This window comes from Luteibacter sp. SG786, from assembly GCF_011759605.1.
Lineage (GTDB): Bacteria > Pseudomonadota > Gammaproteobacteria > Xanthomonadales > Rhodanobacteraceae > Luteibacter.
In genome coordinates this window covers 1,822,402-1,838,058 of record NZ_JAAOYX010000001.1, presented here as the reverse complement: position 1 = coordinate 1,838,058, position 15,657 = coordinate 1,822,402, and the positions used below count along the sequence as shown (strand labels likewise).

Annotated in this window: 15 protein-coding genes; 13 read left to right on the top strand and 2 right to left on the bottom strand. The window is 66.2% G+C overall.

Going from position 1 to position 15,657, the window contains the following annotated elements; translation table 11 throughout:
* Positions 1 to 3 precede the first annotated feature (3 nt).
* Positions 4 to 486 carry a DUF1641 domain-containing protein gene (locus FHS47_RS08350; RefSeq protein ID WP_167025568.1) on the bottom strand — a complete coding sequence of 161 codons (483 nt, stop codon included), beginning with the start codon at positions 484 to 486 and terminating at the stop codon, positions 4 to 6.
* Entirely contained in the window at positions 486 to 3,458 is a 2,973-nt protein-coding gene (fdhF, locus tag FHS47_RS08345) for a formate dehydrogenase subunit alpha (RefSeq protein WP_167025565.1), read from the bottom strand. Before fdhF ends, FHS47_RS08350 begins: the two co-directional genes overlap by 1 nt.
* A 111-nt stretch (positions 3,459 to 3,569) precedes the next feature.
* Between fdhF and FHS47_RS08340 the strand changes: the two genes are divergently transcribed.
* The 13 genes from FHS47_RS08340 to FHS47_RS08280 all read left to right on the top strand — a co-directional run bounded on the left by FHS47_RS08340 (position 3,570) and on the right by FHS47_RS08280 (position 15,590).
* On the top strand, positions 3,570 to 4,250 hold the full coding sequence (locus FHS47_RS08340; RefSeq protein ID WP_208381864.1) for a cytochrome c3 family protein: 681 nt from the start codon (positions 3,570 to 3,572) through the stop codon (positions 4,248 to 4,250).
* Positions 4,238 to 7,096: a TAT-variant-translocated molybdopterin oxidoreductase gene (locus tag FHS47_RS08335; protein ID WP_208381863.1), complete on the top strand. Its 2,859-nt coding sequence runs from the start codon at positions 4,238 to 4,240 to the stop codon at positions 7,094 to 7,096. The genes FHS47_RS08340 and FHS47_RS08335 overlap by 13 nt, the downstream gene beginning before the upstream one ends.
* Positions 7,093 to 8,436: an NrfD/PsrC family molybdoenzyme membrane anchor subunit gene (gene nrfD / locus FHS47_RS08330; protein WP_167025562.1), complete on the top strand. Its 1,344-nt coding sequence runs from the start codon at positions 7,093 to 7,095 to the stop codon at positions 8,434 to 8,436. The genes FHS47_RS08335 and nrfD overlap by 4 nt, the downstream gene beginning before the upstream one ends.
* Positions 8,433 to 8,960 (top strand): DUF3341 domain-containing protein, encoded by a 528-nt coding sequence (locus FHS47_RS08325; RefSeq protein WP_167025559.1) that lies wholly within the window; start codon positions 8,433 to 8,435, stop codon positions 8,958 to 8,960. Before nrfD ends, FHS47_RS08325 begins: the two co-directional genes overlap by 4 nt.
* Positions 8,961 to 8,968: 8 nt before the next feature.
* Positions 8,969 to 9,505: a cytochrome c gene (locus FHS47_RS08320; RefSeq protein WP_208381862.1), complete on the top strand. Its 537-nt coding sequence runs from the start codon at positions 8,969 to 8,971 to the stop codon at positions 9,503 to 9,505.
* Entirely contained in the window at positions 9,502 to 10,314 is an 813-nt protein-coding gene (locus FHS47_RS08315) for a hypothetical protein (protein WP_167025554.1), read from the top strand. Before FHS47_RS08320 ends, FHS47_RS08315 begins: the two co-directional genes overlap by 4 nt.
* Positions 10,311 to 10,622, top strand: coding sequence for a hypothetical protein (locus FHS47_RS08310; RefSeq protein ID WP_167025552.1), 312 nt, complete (start codon positions 10,311 to 10,313; stop codon positions 10,620 to 10,622). Before FHS47_RS08315 ends, FHS47_RS08310 begins: the two co-directional genes overlap by 4 nt.
* Complete coding sequence (locus tag FHS47_RS08305; RefSeq protein ID WP_167025549.1) at positions 10,619 to 11,458, top strand: SCO family protein; 840 nt, start codon at positions 10,619 to 10,621, stop codon at positions 11,456 to 11,458. Before FHS47_RS08310 ends, FHS47_RS08305 begins: the two co-directional genes overlap by 4 nt.
* A complete protein-coding gene (gene coxB / locus FHS47_RS08300; RefSeq protein ID WP_167025546.1) occupies positions 11,455 to 12,393 on the top strand; it encodes a cytochrome c oxidase subunit II in 939 nt (312 codons plus the stop codon). Before FHS47_RS08305 ends, coxB begins: the two co-directional genes overlap by 4 nt.
* Positions 12,380 to 13,978, top strand: coding sequence for a cytochrome c oxidase subunit I (gene ctaD / locus FHS47_RS08295; protein WP_167025543.1), 1,599 nt, complete (start codon positions 12,380 to 12,382; stop codon positions 13,976 to 13,978). Before coxB ends, ctaD begins: the two co-directional genes overlap by 14 nt.
* A complete protein-coding gene (locus FHS47_RS08290; protein ID WP_167025540.1) occupies positions 13,975 to 14,619 on the top strand; it encodes a cytochrome c oxidase subunit 3 family protein in 645 nt (214 codons plus the stop codon). Before ctaD ends, FHS47_RS08290 begins: the two co-directional genes overlap by 4 nt.
* The gene (locus tag FHS47_RS08285) at positions 14,616 to 14,909 is read left to right on the top strand and encodes a cytochrome C oxidase subunit IV family protein (protein ID WP_167025537.1); all 294 of its coding nucleotides are present in this window, start codon (positions 14,616 to 14,618) and stop codon (positions 14,907 to 14,909) included. Before FHS47_RS08290 ends, FHS47_RS08285 begins: the two co-directional genes overlap by 4 nt.
* 111 nt (positions 14,910 to 15,020) lie before the next feature.
* On the top strand, positions 15,021 to 15,590 hold the full coding sequence (locus FHS47_RS08280; protein ID WP_208381861.1) for a DUF4142 domain-containing protein: 570 nt from the start codon (positions 15,021 to 15,023) through the stop codon (positions 15,588 to 15,590).
* Positions 15,591 to 15,657 lie beyond the last annotated feature (67 nt).

The following is a 15,657-nucleotide window of genomic DNA, read 5'->3' as shown; positions in this document are numbered from 1 at the left end:
ATCTCAGGCATCGCTAGGCTTGCCGCTGTGCGCGACGATCGGCTTCTCCGGTGCCGGCTGCGACATTGCCCGGCCGAAGGTGCCCACGGCGCGGGCGAGCGGCGTGAGCGTCCGCCAGAGTTCGTCGTCGTTGAGCAAACGATAGACGCCGCGCACACCGGGCGCGGCGTCGTCGGCACCGCGACGGGTCTCGTCGAGAACAGCCGCGGCTTCGCGGACCGCTTCCGCAAACTTGTACACGGCCCCCGGCGGCACCTTTCCCAGCACCATCGCCAGAGCCGACACGTTCTGCATGACGTTGCGCGCACCTTCGGTCTGCAGGCCCTTGACCACGATGGCAGCAACGTCCTGGTTCCTCGCGACGAGGTCGTTCGCCAAGCGCAACACGCCATGGCGATGGAGTGTTTCCAGCAGTTTCTCCCATTCCTCCTGCGCCGTCGTATCGGTGCGCACGGGTGTGGGCTTGAAGTCCAGGGGCTCGGCCATTACAGCGTCTCCGGATGCTCGATGTGTCGCGGCGGCTCATCGTATTCCGGCTGCCGCCACTTGGCCTCGGCATCCGGCCCGTGATTCGGCGTGCGTCGCCCGTAGCGGAAATTGCGATAAGGCAGGGCGGGCTCGCCTTTCGGTCGTGCCAGCTTCTCGATGCGCACCGCCAGTTCCTTGTACCCGGGTGCGTTCACGTCGGGATCGTGGTGTTCGCCGGTCAGGGTGTTCACACCGGGCTTGGAATGATGGATCGGAAGGAACAGCGTGTTGCCCTGCACCCGGTCCGTGACCACGGCACGCACTTCGATGCTGGCGCGTCGCGATGTCACCTTGAGCCAGGTGCCGTCCTCGATGCCCCGTTCGCGCGCGAGGTCGGCACCGATCTCGACGAACCAGTCCGGCGACAAGTGGTCGATGCGGCCACCGCGCCCCGTCTGATTGCGGGACTGGAAGTGCTCCAGCAGGCGACCATTGTCCAGCATGAGGTCGAAGGTCTCGTCAGGCGCCTCGCCCGGTGCCTTCCATTCCAATGGGTAGAGCTTCGCCTTGCCGTCGGGGAACTTGAACGTCTCCGTGTACAGGAGCGGCGTGTCCTTGCCGTCGGCGGCCACCGGCCACTGCAGCGATTGCCATCCCTCCAGCCGCTCGTAGGTCACGCCGGCGAACATCTCCGCGATGCCCGCGCATTCGTGCATCACGTCCGCCGGCCCCTTATAGCCCCAGTTGTATCCGAGACGTTTGGCCACCTCGTTCAAGATCCACCAATCCGGCCGGCTCTGCCCCAGCGGCGGCATCACCTGGTGGAAGCGCTGGATCCGGCGCTCCGTATTCGTGAAGGTGCCCTCTTTCTCCACGCTCGGGCAGGCGGGCAGCACCACGTCGGCGAACTGCGCCGTGCGGCCCAGGAACATGTCCTGCACGACGAAGAACTCGATACTTGAGAAAGCCTTCTCGACGTTCGCGGTGTCCGCATCGGATATGGCCGTCTCCTCGCCGATGACCCACATCGCCTTGACGTTGCCCTTCCCCGCTTCCACGACCATGCCAAAGTTGTCCAGGCCCGGCTCGTTCGACAGCCGCTCCGCCGGGACGCCCCATGCCTTCGCCCACTTCGCGCGCATGGCCTCGTCGGTCACCTTCTCGTAGCCGGGATAAACGTCTTTCAGGCACCCGAAATCGCTCGCTCCCTGCACGTTGTTGTGCCCGCGCATGGGATAGCCGCCGGTCCCTGGGCGTCCGTAGTTGCCCGTGATCAGCAACAGGTTCGACAGGGCCGTGCTCGTGTCCGATCCCTGCGTGTGCTGGGTGATGCCCATGGCCCAGAGAAGGCACACGCTGCCTGCTCCCGCGAGCATCCGCGCCGCTTCCACCAGCCGTTCGCGCGGCACGCCGGTCACCGACTCGGCCAGTTCCATCGTGAAGGGCTCCAGGGAGCGCCGATATTCGTCCAGTCCATTCACCCGTCGATCGAGGAACGCCGTGTCGGCAAGGCCTTCGTCCAGAATGTAGCGTGCCGTCGCGCTTGCCCATACCAGGTCGGAGCTCGACTTCACCGGCAGGTACATGTCGGCGCGCTCTGCCATCTCGTGCCGCCGTGGATCGACGACGAGCAGCTTCTGCCCGTGCAGCTTGTGCGAACGCTTGATGCGCGAGGCGATCACGGGATGACATTCCGCGGTGTTCGATCCCACCAGCACCACGAGGTCGGCCTTCTCGATATCCTTGATCGACCCTGCGTCGCCGCCATACCCCACGGTGCGGAAGAGCCCCATGGTGGCGGGGTTCTGGCAATAGCGGGACGAGTTGTCCACGCTGTTGGTCCCGAAGATCAGCCGGGCGATCTTCTGCGTCAGGTAGGCTTCCTCGTTGCTCGCCTTGCTCGATCCGATGAACCCCAGCGCCTTCGGTCCGTGCTGCGCGTGCACTTCGCGAAGCCGGTTCGCCACGAGGTCCAGCGCCTCGTCCCAGGTCGCCTCGCGGAAGGCGCCGTTCTCCCGGATCAAGGGATGGGTAAGGCGGTCGGGACTGTTCACGAAATCCCAGCCGAACTTGCCCTTCACACAGGTGGAAATGCCATTGGCCGGCGCATCGGCCACCGGCTGCACTTTCAGGATGTGCCGGTCCCTTGTCACCATCTCGAACGAGCAGCCCACGCCGCAATACGTGCACACGGTCTTGGTACGACGGATCTCGGCCTGCCGCATGGCGGCATCGATCTCGGAAAGCGCCGTCACCGGTCGCGCGCCGGTGGTGTTTTCCAGCGCTTTCACCAGGTCGATCAGCGGGCGCTTGACGCGTTCTTCCATGGCGGTGAACGGGCCTGCGTCCGGCCGCATGGTCTTTTCCATGAGCGCGTTGCAGGGGCACACCGTGACGCAGTGGCCACAGGACACGCAGCTGGAATGGTCGATGGGCCGGCCGCCGTCCCACAACACGCGCGGATGTTCCGCCGTGTAGTCGATGCTCAGGGTTTCGTTGACCTCGACGTTCTGGCACGCCTCGACGCAGCGGCCGCAGAGGATGCACTGGTCGGGATCGTACGTGTAGAACGGGTTGCTGGTGTCTTTCGCGTAGGGTTTGCGCACGAAGGGATAGCGCTGGATGGGCATGTCCATCGCGGCAACAGTGTTGTGCAGCGTGCAGTCGCCCAGATTGTGCTCGCAGACCGTGCAGTAAAGCTCGTGCTTGGCCAGCAGCCGGTCCATGCCCTCCTCGCGCGCCGCGAGCGACCGGGCGCCTTCCGTCTCGACCGTCGTCCCGCCCGTCGCGGGATGCTCGCAACTCCGCACCAGTTCGCCGTCCACTTCCACCCAGCACGTGTCGCATGTTCGAATGGGCCCCAGCGCTTCGCTGTAGCAGACGCGAGGCACCTCGATACCGTGACGGACGAGGGCATCGACGAGGCGTTCGCCTTCGCGAACGAGACGGGGAACACCGTCGACGACGATGGTGTGCGATGGCGCGGACATGACGCCCTCCTTCGATCATTCCAACGCGAAGCCTGGGCGCCCCGGCGGCCACGTCGTGTGTAAGACGCGCGTTGCGAGACTTCACGAAGCGCGCACGGGAACACCACTAGCGTGAACACGTTACGCCGGGACCCGAGGGAGATGGCACAGATATTCCACCCGCGTTCCGGGCTCTACGCGAAGCTGGCGATGCTGGGACTCGCGGTGGCCATCGCGGCCGCGGTGTTCGCCTGGCGTAGCGTCACCGCCGAACCGGACAGCGAAAACGAGGCCGTGGAACAGCCGGTACCTTTCAGCCACCAGCACCACGTGGGCGAGGTAGGCATCGACTGCCGCTATTGCCATGCCAGCGTGGAGACCGATGCCTTTGCCAGCATGCCGCCGATCTCGACGTGCATGACCTGCCATTCGCAACTTTTTACGGATCAGCCCCCGCTCGCACCGCTCGTCGAGAGTTGGCGGACCGGGATACCCCTGCACTGGAAGCGTGTGCACGATCTTCCCGGTTTCGTCTATTTCGATCATTCCATCCACGTGGCGAAGGGCGTTGGCTGCGTGTCGTGCCACGGGCGCGTGGACCGCATGCCATTGATGCGCCGGGTCGCGCCGCTGTCGATGGAGTGGTGCCTGGATTGTCATCGCCACCCGGAACGCTTCGTGCGAGCGCGCGACGAAGTGTTCGCCATGGACGACCGCGAGCCCGGCAGCGACGACACGCTCGGCATGCACCTCGTGGATGCCTATCGCATCGATCGGCGCCGCCTCACGGACTGTTCGGTATGTCACCGATGAAGCCGGAGGCCGCCTTGCGCGACGCGTTGCCGCCGCCCGGTTCGCCCAGGTTCTGGCGCGCGCTCGACGAACTTGCGGCAGATCCGGCCGGCCGCGGCCTTCTGGCTGCGGCGTGGCCGTCGCTTGCCGAGCTGGAGCCCGCTCTCGACCGCCGGGGATTCCTGCGCCTGCTCGGCGCGTCGCTCGCCTTCGCGGGCCTGGCGGCCTGTTCGGGCCCGCCACCCGAGCACATCGTTCCGCAGGTAGGGCGCAACGGCCGCACGGCTCCGCGTTCGGCGCGTTACGCCACGGCCATGGCGACGGGCGCCGACGTGGTAGGGGTCGTCGTAACGCTGCAAGATGGACGCCCGGTGAAAGTCGACGGCAATCCGCGCCACCCGGCCACGCTCGGCGGCAGCGACGCATGCATGCAGGCGGCAGTGCTGGATCTGTGGGACCCGGCGCGCTCCGATGCACCGCGCCGCAATGGCACGCCATCGAGCTGGGCCGCCTTCGAAGACGACGCAGCGGCGCTGCGAAGGCAGTTCGGCGAACGCGGCGAAGGCCTGCGTATCCTGAGCGGTGCCGTCGTGTCACCCACTCTCGCGCGTCAGCGCGATGCGCTCCTTGCACGCTATCCGGCGGCCCGCTGGCACGTGCACGATCCGTTGCGGGGCCGGCCGGCCGATGTCTGGCCGGACCTGTCGAAGGCCCGGACTATCGTGGCCTTGGATGCGGATCCGCTCGGCGGTTTTCCGGGCCACGTACGCCACGCGCGCGACTTCGCGGCCATGCGCGGCGACACGAACGCGATGCCACGCCTTTACGCGATCGAACCCGCGCCATCCCTCACGGGCCGGAACGCCGATCACGCATGGCCCGTTGCAGCCAGCGCGCTGCCTGCGATCGCCGCCGGCCTGGCATCCGCTCTCGGCGTGCCTGCCGATGTGCCGGATCTCGATGCCCTCACCCGCGAACGGATCGCCACGATCGCCGAGGACCTGCACACGAATGCAGGCGCGTCGCTCGTTCTGGCGGGCCCATTCCAGCCGTCCGCAGTGCACGACCTCGTTCGGGCCATGAACGCCGTGCTCGGCAACGAGGGAACGACGATCCACGATGTGCCGAGCCACGACACGGGCCGGCCCCTTGGCGAACTTCTCGAAGACATGCGTGCCGGCCACGTCGAAACCCTGGTGCTCCTGGAAACCAACCCTGTGTACACGGCACCCGGTTTCGCGGATGCCATGCGCACCGTGCCGCGGTCGGTGCATCTGGGACGCTATCGCGACGAAACCGCGGAAGCCGCGCATTGGCATCTTCCCGCACTCCACCCCTTCGAAACGTGGTCCGACCTGCGCACGTTGGATGGCGTGGCGAGCATCGTCCAGCCCGTGCTCGCCCCTCTTGCGGACGCCCGTTCCGTGCATGACGTGCTCGACCTGCTCACGGGAGCCATGACGGACGATCCGCTGAAGCGTGTGCGTGCGACGTGGCCGGACCTCGACGACGAAGCCTGGACAGCGGCCCTGCGCGACGGCGTGGTTGCACGGCCCGCAGACGCTGTAGGAGCCGCCATGGCGGCGAGGAAATCTCGCCCCGGTTCCACGCCCCTCGCCGCCATGGCGGCTCCTACAGGGAAGGATGCGTTGGAACTGGTATTCCGCCCCGACGAATTCCTGTGGGACGGACGCCACGCGGGCAACGCGTGGCTCCAGGAACTGCCGCGCCCGGTCACGTCGCTCACCTGGGGCAACGCCGCCTGGATCTCCCCTGCTCTTGCCGAACAACGCCGCCTCCGCGACGGCGACATGGTTCGCCTCGCCATCGACGGGCGCCACGTGGAGGCACCCGTGCTCGTCGTGCCGGGACAGGCCGCCAACAGCATCACCGTCACCTTCGGTTACGGACGGCGCAGCGGTATCGCCGACGGACTCGGCTATGACGCATACGCGTTGCGGGAACGTGACGACACCTGGCACGTCCACAGTGTGGAGCTGACCCCGCTCGGCCGGCGAACGACGCTCGCCTGGACGCAGACCCACCAGGACATGGGCCGCCGCGACATCGTGCGTGCAGGCACGCCGGCGCATCCGCCGCACGGGAGTGACAAGACTCCGGCAAGTTTCTATCCCGATGCGCCACGCGGCGAGTACCGCTGGGGAATGGGCATCGACCTCAATGCCTGCATCGGCTGCAATGCCTGCACGATCGCCTGCCAGGCAGAGAACAACATCCCTGTAGTGGGCAAGGAAGAAGTGGCGCGCGGGCGGCGCATGCACTGGATACGCGTGGACCGCTATCACGAAGGCCCGGCTGCCGCGCCACGCACGTACCACCAGCCGGTGCCCTGCATGCACTGCGAACATGCCCCCTGCGAAGTCGTTTGTCCCGTCGAGGCGACGGTGCACGACAGCGAGGGCCTGAATCTTCAGGTGTACAACCGCTGCGTCGGTACGCGCTTCTGCTCCAACAATTGCCCCTACAAGGTGCGCCGCTTCAACTTCCTGCAATACGCCGACCTGGCCAGCGAAAGCCTCAAGGCCATGCGCAATCCCGAGGTCACCGTGCGGTCCCGTGGCGTCATGGAGAAATGCACCTACTGCGTGCAGCGCATCGAGCGCGCCCACATCGACGCCGATCGCGAGGGGCGGCGCATCGGCACCGGCGAGGTGACGACGGCCTGCCAGGACGCCTGCCCCACGCGCGCCATCGTATTCGGCGACCTGGGCGACGACGCCAGTGACGTGGCCAGGGCGCATCGTTCGCCGCGCCGCTACGTATTGCTCGAAGAACTGAACACACGGCCGCGCACTGCCTACCTCGGCGCCTTGAGAAATCCGAACCCCGCGTGGAGGGACGCATGAGCGATCGCGAACCCGCGCATGGCGCCACGCCGGCGGAGGTGACCGACCTCGTGACGGCGCTCGTATTGGCGCGCCCCAGCGGTCGCATGTGGAAGATCGCGACCGGTATCGCTTCGTTGCTTACAGCCTTGCTCGTAGCTGCCATCGTCGTCTTGCTGGCACGTGGCGTGGGTATCTGGGGCATCACGATGCCGGTGGCGTGGGGCTTCGCCATCGCCAACTATGTCTGGTGGATCGGCATCGGCATGGCCGGAACCTTCATCTCGGCGGCCCTGTACCTCACGCGGCAAGGATGGCGCTCGGCGCTCAACCGGTTCGCCGAGGCCATGACGGTGTTCGCCCTGGCGGTCTCCGGCATCTTCCCGGTGCTGCACCTGGGCCGTCCCTGGTTCGCCTACTGGCTGGCGCCTTATCCCGACCGCATGGGGCTCTGGCCGCAGTGGCGCAGCGCACTGGTGTGGGATTTCTTCGCCATCGGTGCGTACGTGATCGTTTCGGTGATCTATTTCTACGTCGGGCTCGTGCCGGACTTCGCCGCCGTTCGCGATCGCGCGAGGTCGCATGGCCGGCAGCTGATCTATGGCGTGCTCGCCATCGGCTGGCGCGGCGAAGCGTTGGAATGGGAGCGGCATGCCACGCTGGCAAGGATCCTTGCGGGCCTGGCCGTGCCACTCGTGTTCTCGGTGCACAGCATGGTGGCGCTGGATTTTTCCGAGGGACTGCTGCCGGGCTGGCACTCGACGATCTTCCCCCCGTTCTTCGTGGCCGGCGCGCTGTTCTCGGGTGCCGCCATGGTCATCCTGCTGGCCGTGCTCCTGCGCCGCGCCTATGCGCTGCACGGGTTCATCACCGACGAGCACCTGGACAAGCTGGCGAAGATGATGCTCGCCGTGGGCTGGGTAGTGACCTACGGCTACGTCGCGGAGATCTTCACGGCCTATTACGGCGGCGATCCCTACGAGGTGGCGATGCAGCGGCATCGCCAGCAAGGTGCATACGCGTGGCTGTTCTGGGCCACCATCGCATGCAACAGCCTCTCGATACAGGCGCTATGGTGGTCGCGCGTACGCACGAATCCGGCCGCGCTGGCTGTCATCTCCCTGCTGGTGCTGATCGGCATGTGGCTGGAGCGCTTCATGCTCATCGTCACCAGCCTTTACCGCGATTTCCTTCCTTCGAGCTGGGGCATGTTCTATCCCACCCTTTGGGACGCCGCCTTCCTTGCCGGCTCGATCGGCCTGTTCGCGCTGTTGTTCCTCCTCTTCGTGCGCGTGGTGCCGGTGCTGTCGATCGCCGAGTTGCGTAGGCATGCGGCCGAGCGCGTGGACAACCGGCCATGAGCGTGTACGGACGCCTCCTGCAGGTGCGCGATGCGCATGCGCTCGCGGCGGCGGTCGACGCGCTACATGCGCTCGGCTATACCCGCCTCGAAGCCTTCTCGCCCTATGCCGTGGAAGGACTGGTGGAAAAGCTCGGGCCACCGCCCGGGCACATTCCCCTCGCGGCCCTGTTGGGGGGACTCATCGGCGGCGTTGGCATGCTGTGGCTCCAGTACTACGCGGCCACCGTCGACTACCCGTTGAACGTCGGCGGCCGGCCCGTCGCGAGCTGGCCAGCCTTCGTGCCGTCGGCGATCGAGGTGACGATCCTCCTGGCCGTGCTCGCGGGATACGTGGCCTATCTCGCGAGCAGCCGCCTGCCCGCACTCTACCGACCGGAATTCAATGTCGAGTGGTTCGAGGAAGCCAGCCGTGACGGATTCCTCCTGCTGATCCGCGCCGACGATCCTCGCTGGGATTCTCACAGGGTCGCCGAGGACGTCGCTGGCCTCGAACCGATGCGCCACGCGGAGGTGCCTGCATGAGAGGGCACATGCTCCTTGCGTCGCTCTGCCTGCTGGCGGGATGCGAGCGCGGCATGCACCAGATGTACGACCAGCCACGCTACGAGCGGGGTGACGAAGCGCCGCTGTTTGCCAACGGGGTCGCCGCCCGCACCCCGCCCGACGGCAGCGTGGCCACGACGGGACCGGAGGCGATGCCGGCGCCACCGCCCCTCACGGAAGCCTTGCTCGAGCGCGGGCGCGACCGCTACACCATCTACTGCGCCCCGTGCCATGGTGCGGGCGGCGACGGGGACGGCATGGTGGTGAGGCGGGGCTTTCCGCGGCCGCCCAGCTACCACGAGCAGCGACTGCGCGATGCCGACGACCGCCACATCTACGATGTCATTACCCATGGCTGGGGCGTCATGTATCCGTACGCGGACCGAGTCTCGCCCGCCGACAGGCAAGCGATCGTCGCTTATATCCGCGTGTTGCAGTTCAGCCGCCATGCGCCGGTGGATCGTCTCGAGCCCGAAGATCTTGCGCGACTGCGCGATCTTTCCGATGCCGGGGGCCGCCGATGATCCTGCACGCTTATCTTGCGGCGTGGTTGTTGCTCACCGGTGCAAGCGTCGGCGGCATCGCCTGGCAGGCCATCCATCGTTTGACCGGAGGCGCCTGGGGCGACGACCTCACGAGCCGGTGGAAGCGCTTGTGCTCCCTGCTGCCTCTGGCGGCGCTCGCCGCGGTACCGCTGCTGTTGGACGGCCACCACCTTTTCCCATGGATAGACGAGCCGGTGGAAGAAGCACGGCTTTGGTATTTCAGCCACGCATTCCTCGTCTGGCGCACCGTTGGCTGCTTCCTCGCATGGTCCCTGGCGTGGTGGCTGATACCCCGGGCGGCGGCCGCGAGCCTGATCGTGTGGCTTTTCACGTGCGGCATCTTCGCGACCGACTGGATCGTGTCGCTCACGCCCGAATGGCGTTCGTCGGCGATGGGGCTTGTCGTTGCGGTCGGCCAGTTGTCACTGGGACTTGCCGTGCCGCTGCTCATGCGCATGCCCCTCGGGTCGCCGGCTGCTCAAGAGCGCACGCGGCGCGATCAGTCGTCGCTGCTCTTCGCAATATGCCTTGGGTGGTTATACCTCGTCGGTATCGACTACCTCACGGCGTGGATGGCCGACCTTCCCTATGAAACGGCCTGGTACCTGCCGCGTACCGAAGGTCTCCCCGCCACGCTCGCGCTCGCGGCGATCACGGCGCAAGGGATCGTTCCCTTCGTGCTGCTCCTCACGCAGCGCGCGAAGGCGATGCCCAGAGTGCTACGAGCGGCCGCGGCTTCCGTCGTCCTGGGCCAAGCCTGTCACGTGGCCTGGATGGTGATGCCATGAACCACGAGGCGCAGAACCTGGCTAGCGGCCGCCTGGCACGGATCGCGGCGATCCTCGCAGGGTCGACAGCGATCGTGCTCGTCGTCTGTTTCTTCCTCTGGCGGATGTGGGTTACGGCGCCCCTGCCCGCGCATCGACCGGGCGAGCCCAACCTGCAGGCGCAACCACGGAGCGATCTGGAGCGCTTCCGCCGCGAGCAGAGGAACGCGGACCAGTGGGGCTGGGTGGATCGCGAGCATGGCATCGCAAGGATTCCGGTGGAGCGAGCCATGCAGCTGATGGCCAAGGAAGGGAGACAGACGCCGTGAACGGATGGCTCGCGATCGAGAACATAGGAAGTGGCCCCGGCCGCGAAAGGCGCCTGCGCGCCGTCGCCCTCCTCGCGGTACTCGCTGTCTTCGCCTGCGCGCAGGTGCATGCCGGCGTCCCACCGCCGCCAGACCTCGATGCACGTGCCGGTTTCGAGCAGCACATCGGCGCAGCGGTGCCGATGAACGCACCGCTGACCGATGCGAACGGCCGCGCGACTTCGCTCGCGGCCATCACGAACGGCAAGCCGCTGCTCCTGGCATTCGGTTACTACCGATGCCCCAATCTCTGCGACCTCACCCTGCACGCCATCGCCTCGGCCGCGGCCGCTCTGCCGTTGCGCGCCGGCCACGACTACGCCGTGACCTTCGTGAGCATCGCGACGGAAGAAACGACAGACGATGCGCGGGAAGCCCGCGAGATGCTCGTACGCATGTCGCCGCGTGGGCACGCGAAGGATTGGCACTGGACGACGGCCGGACCGAAGTCGGTCGCGGCGCTCACTCGCGCCACCGGATTCCGGTACTTCAAGGACCCACGCGACGGGCAATACGTGCATCCCGCCGGCATCGTCATCGTATCGCCGGACGGACGCGTGACGCAGTACTTCTTCGGCGTGGATTACGACACGCACGCCCTGAGGCTCGCGCTGATCGATGCGTCGAAGGGGCGCCTCGGGACCGTCATCGACCGCCTGGTGCTTCTGTGTTGCGGCTACGACCCTTCCACCGGGCGTTACAGCCTGCTCGTGTCGCGCATCATGATCGCGCTGGGCTGCGCCTTCCTGCTCGCCATGGCCCTCGGTGCCCTGTGGCTGCGCCGGAGGACGCCATGACCTTCCTGCCCGAAGCGTCCGGATTCGCCCCGCGAATCGACGGTCTGTTCTACGCGATGCTTGGCCTGTCGGCCCTTGTCGTCGTGGCCGTGTTCACCACGATGCTGGTGTTCGCCATACGCTTCCGCCGTGGCAGGAACGTGGACCGCAGCGGGGAATCGCATCGCGACCTCGGTATCGAACTGACCTGGACCCTCATTCCCTTCGCGCTGTTCGTCGGCATCTTCGTATGGAGCATCCGCCTCTGGATCGACATGCGCACACCGCCGGGCGATGCCACGACGATCCATGTCGTCGGAAAGCAATGGATGTGGGAATTCGAACATCCCGACGGCCAGCGCGAGATCGACACGTTGCACCTCGCCACCGGACAGCCCGTGCGGCTGGTCATGATCTCTCAAGACGTGATCCACGACGTTTCCATACCCGCGTTCCGCGTGAAGCAGGACGTGCTGCCCGGCCGCTATACCCAGATGTGGTTCACGCCGACCCGGCCCGGCACCTACGACCTTTTCTGCGCCGAGTACTGCGGCACCGACCACTCGCGCATGGGCGGCGTGGCCGTCGTGCAGACGCCGCCGGAACACGCCAGGTGGCTCGCGAGCCACGCCGGCGGGTCGCTGGCCGAGCAGGGCCGCGCCCTTTTCACCCGTTACGGCTGCGCCGGTTGCCACGACGCCGGCTCGTCGGTGCACGCTCCGCGGCTGGATGGCCTCTACGGCAGCACCGTACCCCTGGCGGACGGCCGGCAGGTGCTGGCCGACGAGCGCTACCTGCACGACGCCATCACCTTGCCGGGAAGCGAGGTCGCCGCCGGCTACGCGCCCGTGATGCCCAGTTACAAGGACCGCATCGACGAAGCCGACATCCTCGCGCTCGTCGCCTACCTCAAGGTCCGTGGCACGGACCGGGAGACCCCGCATGCTTCCCGCTGAACACGCCGCACCCAGTTACCTCACGGACGGCAACACGCTCCGGTCCTGGCTGGTGACGCACGACCACAAGCGCATCGCGATTCTCTATGCGGTCTCCATCACGTTCTTCTTTTTCCTCGGCGGTATCGCGGCCGCGCTGATCCGGCTGGAACTGGCCACGCCCGCGGGCGATGTGATGAGCGCGGACACATACAACAAGACCTTCACCTTCCACGGCGTGGTGATGGTCTGGTTCTTCCTGATCCCGTCGATTCCGACCACCCTCGGCAACTTCCTCCTGCCCCTCATGATCGGCGCGCGCGATGTCGCGTTCCCCCGCCTCAACCTCTTCAGCTGGTACCTGTACATGGCGGGCGGCATCTTCACCGTGGCCTGCCTCCTTCTCGGCGGCGTGGATACCGGATGGACCTTCTACACGCCGTTCTCCACGATGTTCTCGAACTCGAACGTGATGTTGACCGTGGTGGGCGTCTTTATCGTCGGCTTCTCGTCCATCCTTACCGGACTCAACTTCATCGTCACGATCCACACCATGCGCACCACCGGCATGACGTGGTTCCGCCTGCCGCTTTTCGTGTGGTCGATGTACGGGGTGTCGCTGGTCATGCTGCTGGCGACGCCGGTGCTGGCCATGACCCTGGCCCTGATCGCGGCGGAACGCCTGCTCGGCGTGGGCATCTTCGATCCGGCACTGGGTGGCGATCCGTTGCTGTTCCAACACTTTTTCTGGTTCTACTCGCACCCCGCGGTGTACATCATGGTGCTTCCGGCCATGGGCGTCGTCAGCGAGTTGATCACGGCCGGCGTACGGCGCAGGATCTTCGGCTACCGCTTTATGGTCTATTCGATCATCGGCATCGCGGTCATCGGGTTCCTGGTGTGGGGCCACCACATGTTCGTGGCCGGGCAGTCGATGTACGCGAGCATCGTTTTCTCGATCCTGAGCTTCATCATCGCCGTGCCATCGGCCATCAAGGTGTTCAACTGGACGGCCACCCTCTACAAGGGCGACATCGCCTTCGGCGCACCCATGATCTACGCCCTCGGCTTCGTCGGCCTGTTCATGCTCGGCGGCCTTACCGGGCTTTTCCTTGCGGCGACAGCGCTCGATGTGAACCTCACCGACACCTACTTCGTGGTGGCCCACTTCCACTACATCATGGTCGGCGGCTCGGTGATGGCCTACCTCGGTGGCATCCACTTCTGGTGGCCCAAGATCACCGGCCGCATGTTTTCGGAAGCCTGGGCGCGGTTCGCGGCCATCCTCATGTTCCTCGGCTTCAACCTCACCTTCTTTCCCCAGTTCCTCGCCGGCGCGGAAGGCATGCCGAGGCGCTATCACCAGTATCCTGCCGAGTACGGCCTGCTGAACGTGCTGTCCTCAGCCGGGGCGGTGCTGCTCGCGGCGTCGTACCTCCTGCCGATCGGGTACTTCCTCTGGTCGCTGCGTTTCGGCGAGCGCGCGGGGAATGACCCGTGGGGCGCCGAGGGCCTGGAATGGACAACCTCTTCGCCTCCGCCGACGCACAATTTCGAGGAGCCGCCCGTCGTGACCGAAGGGCCCTACGCGTACACGCACCCATGAACGCTCACGCCACCCACACCGCCGAGCAATTCGACGACGCCGCCCAGCAGCGCGACGCGGCAACGCTAGGCATGTGGGCGTTCCTGTCCACCGAAGTGCTGTTCTTCGGCGTGCTGTTCGCGGCATACACCGTCTGCCGCGTGCTCTGGCCCGATGCCTTCGCGTCCGCCAGCCGCCACACCGACCTCACGCTGGGCGGCATCGAAACCGCAGTGCTGCTCACCAGCAGTTTCACCGTAGCCCTTGCCGTTCGCGACGTGCAGCTTGGCGGAAGGCGTCTGGCCGCGGCGCTGCTCTGCGGTACTGCCGTGCTCGGCCTGGCGTTCCTCGCGATTCATGGCCTCGAGTACTACGACGATTACAAGGCGGCCGTGATCCCGGGCATCCGCTACGAAGAAGTCGGCGGCCTCGCCGCGCAGGAGCGCCTTTTCTTTTTCCTCTATTACGTCACGACCGGCTTCCACGGACTGCACGTCGGTATTGGCGTGGTGTTGCTGCTCATCATGGCGGTTCGCACGCACCGGGCTGAGTTCGGACCCGAATACCATACGCCGCTGGAGACATCCGCCCTCTACTGGCACCTCGTGGACATCGTGTGGATCTTCGTGTTCCCGCTGTATTACCAGGTGGGCCGCGCATGAGCGAAAGGCCGCCGTCGCTGCTCGCGCACGTCGCCGCGCTGGCCTCGCTCGCGCTGCTCTTGCTGCTCAGCATCGTCGTGTCGCGCATCCACCTGGGCACGTGGAATACCGTGGCCGGCCCAGGCATCGCCGCGGCCAAGGCGGCCATCGTGGTGTTCTTCTTCATGAAACTACGCCGAAGCAAGCCGGCCATTCACTTCGCGGCCTGCTTCGGCGTGGCCTGGCTCACGATCATGATCGTGCTGACGCTGGGTGACTTCCTGACACGGTTGCCTGTGCTCGTCAGATAAATGGCCCCATGCATCGCCCAGGCGTCTTGATCCCCGCTGCACGCCCCATTCATCCTCGTGGTGCGACATCTTGGCGACCACGCGCATCGCGCGGCTACCACGGAGTGCCCCATGAATCGCATGCATCGCCGTTTCCTTGTCGCCGCCCTCGCGGCTGCCGTCCTCTCCCCTGCCGCCGCGCTCGCGCAGGACTCCGCCGCTGCCGGATCGTCCAAGATCGCGGCCTCTGCCGACACCGAGTTCGTGCGCAAGGCCAGCGCCTCGGGCCTGGCCGAAGTGGCGCTCGGCCAGCTCGGCGCGTCGCAGGGCAGCTCGGCCGCCACCAAGTCCTTCGGAGAGCAGATGGTCAAAGACCATACCGCGGCCAATGACGAACTGAAGACCATCGCCAGCGGAAAGAACCTGACCGTCTCCCCCGCCCCGATGCCGGCCGACAAGGAAGCGGCCGACGCGATGAGCAAGAAGTCGGGCGATGCCTTCGACAAGGCGTTCGCCAAGAAGATGGTGGCCGACCACCAGAAGGCCGTGGCGTTGTTCACCAAGGAATCGACCAGCGGCAAGGATCCGGAATTGAAGGCCTTCGCCACGAAGACCCTCCCGACGCTCAAGGAGCACCTGGAGATGGCGAAGAAGCTGCCGGGCGGTTCCGGCTCGAGCGCGATGGCAGGCGACGGCCACTAAGCGCACACGATTGTCCCGGCTTTGCCGGGACTGACGATCTTTAACAACAGGGCGTGCTCGCGTGTGG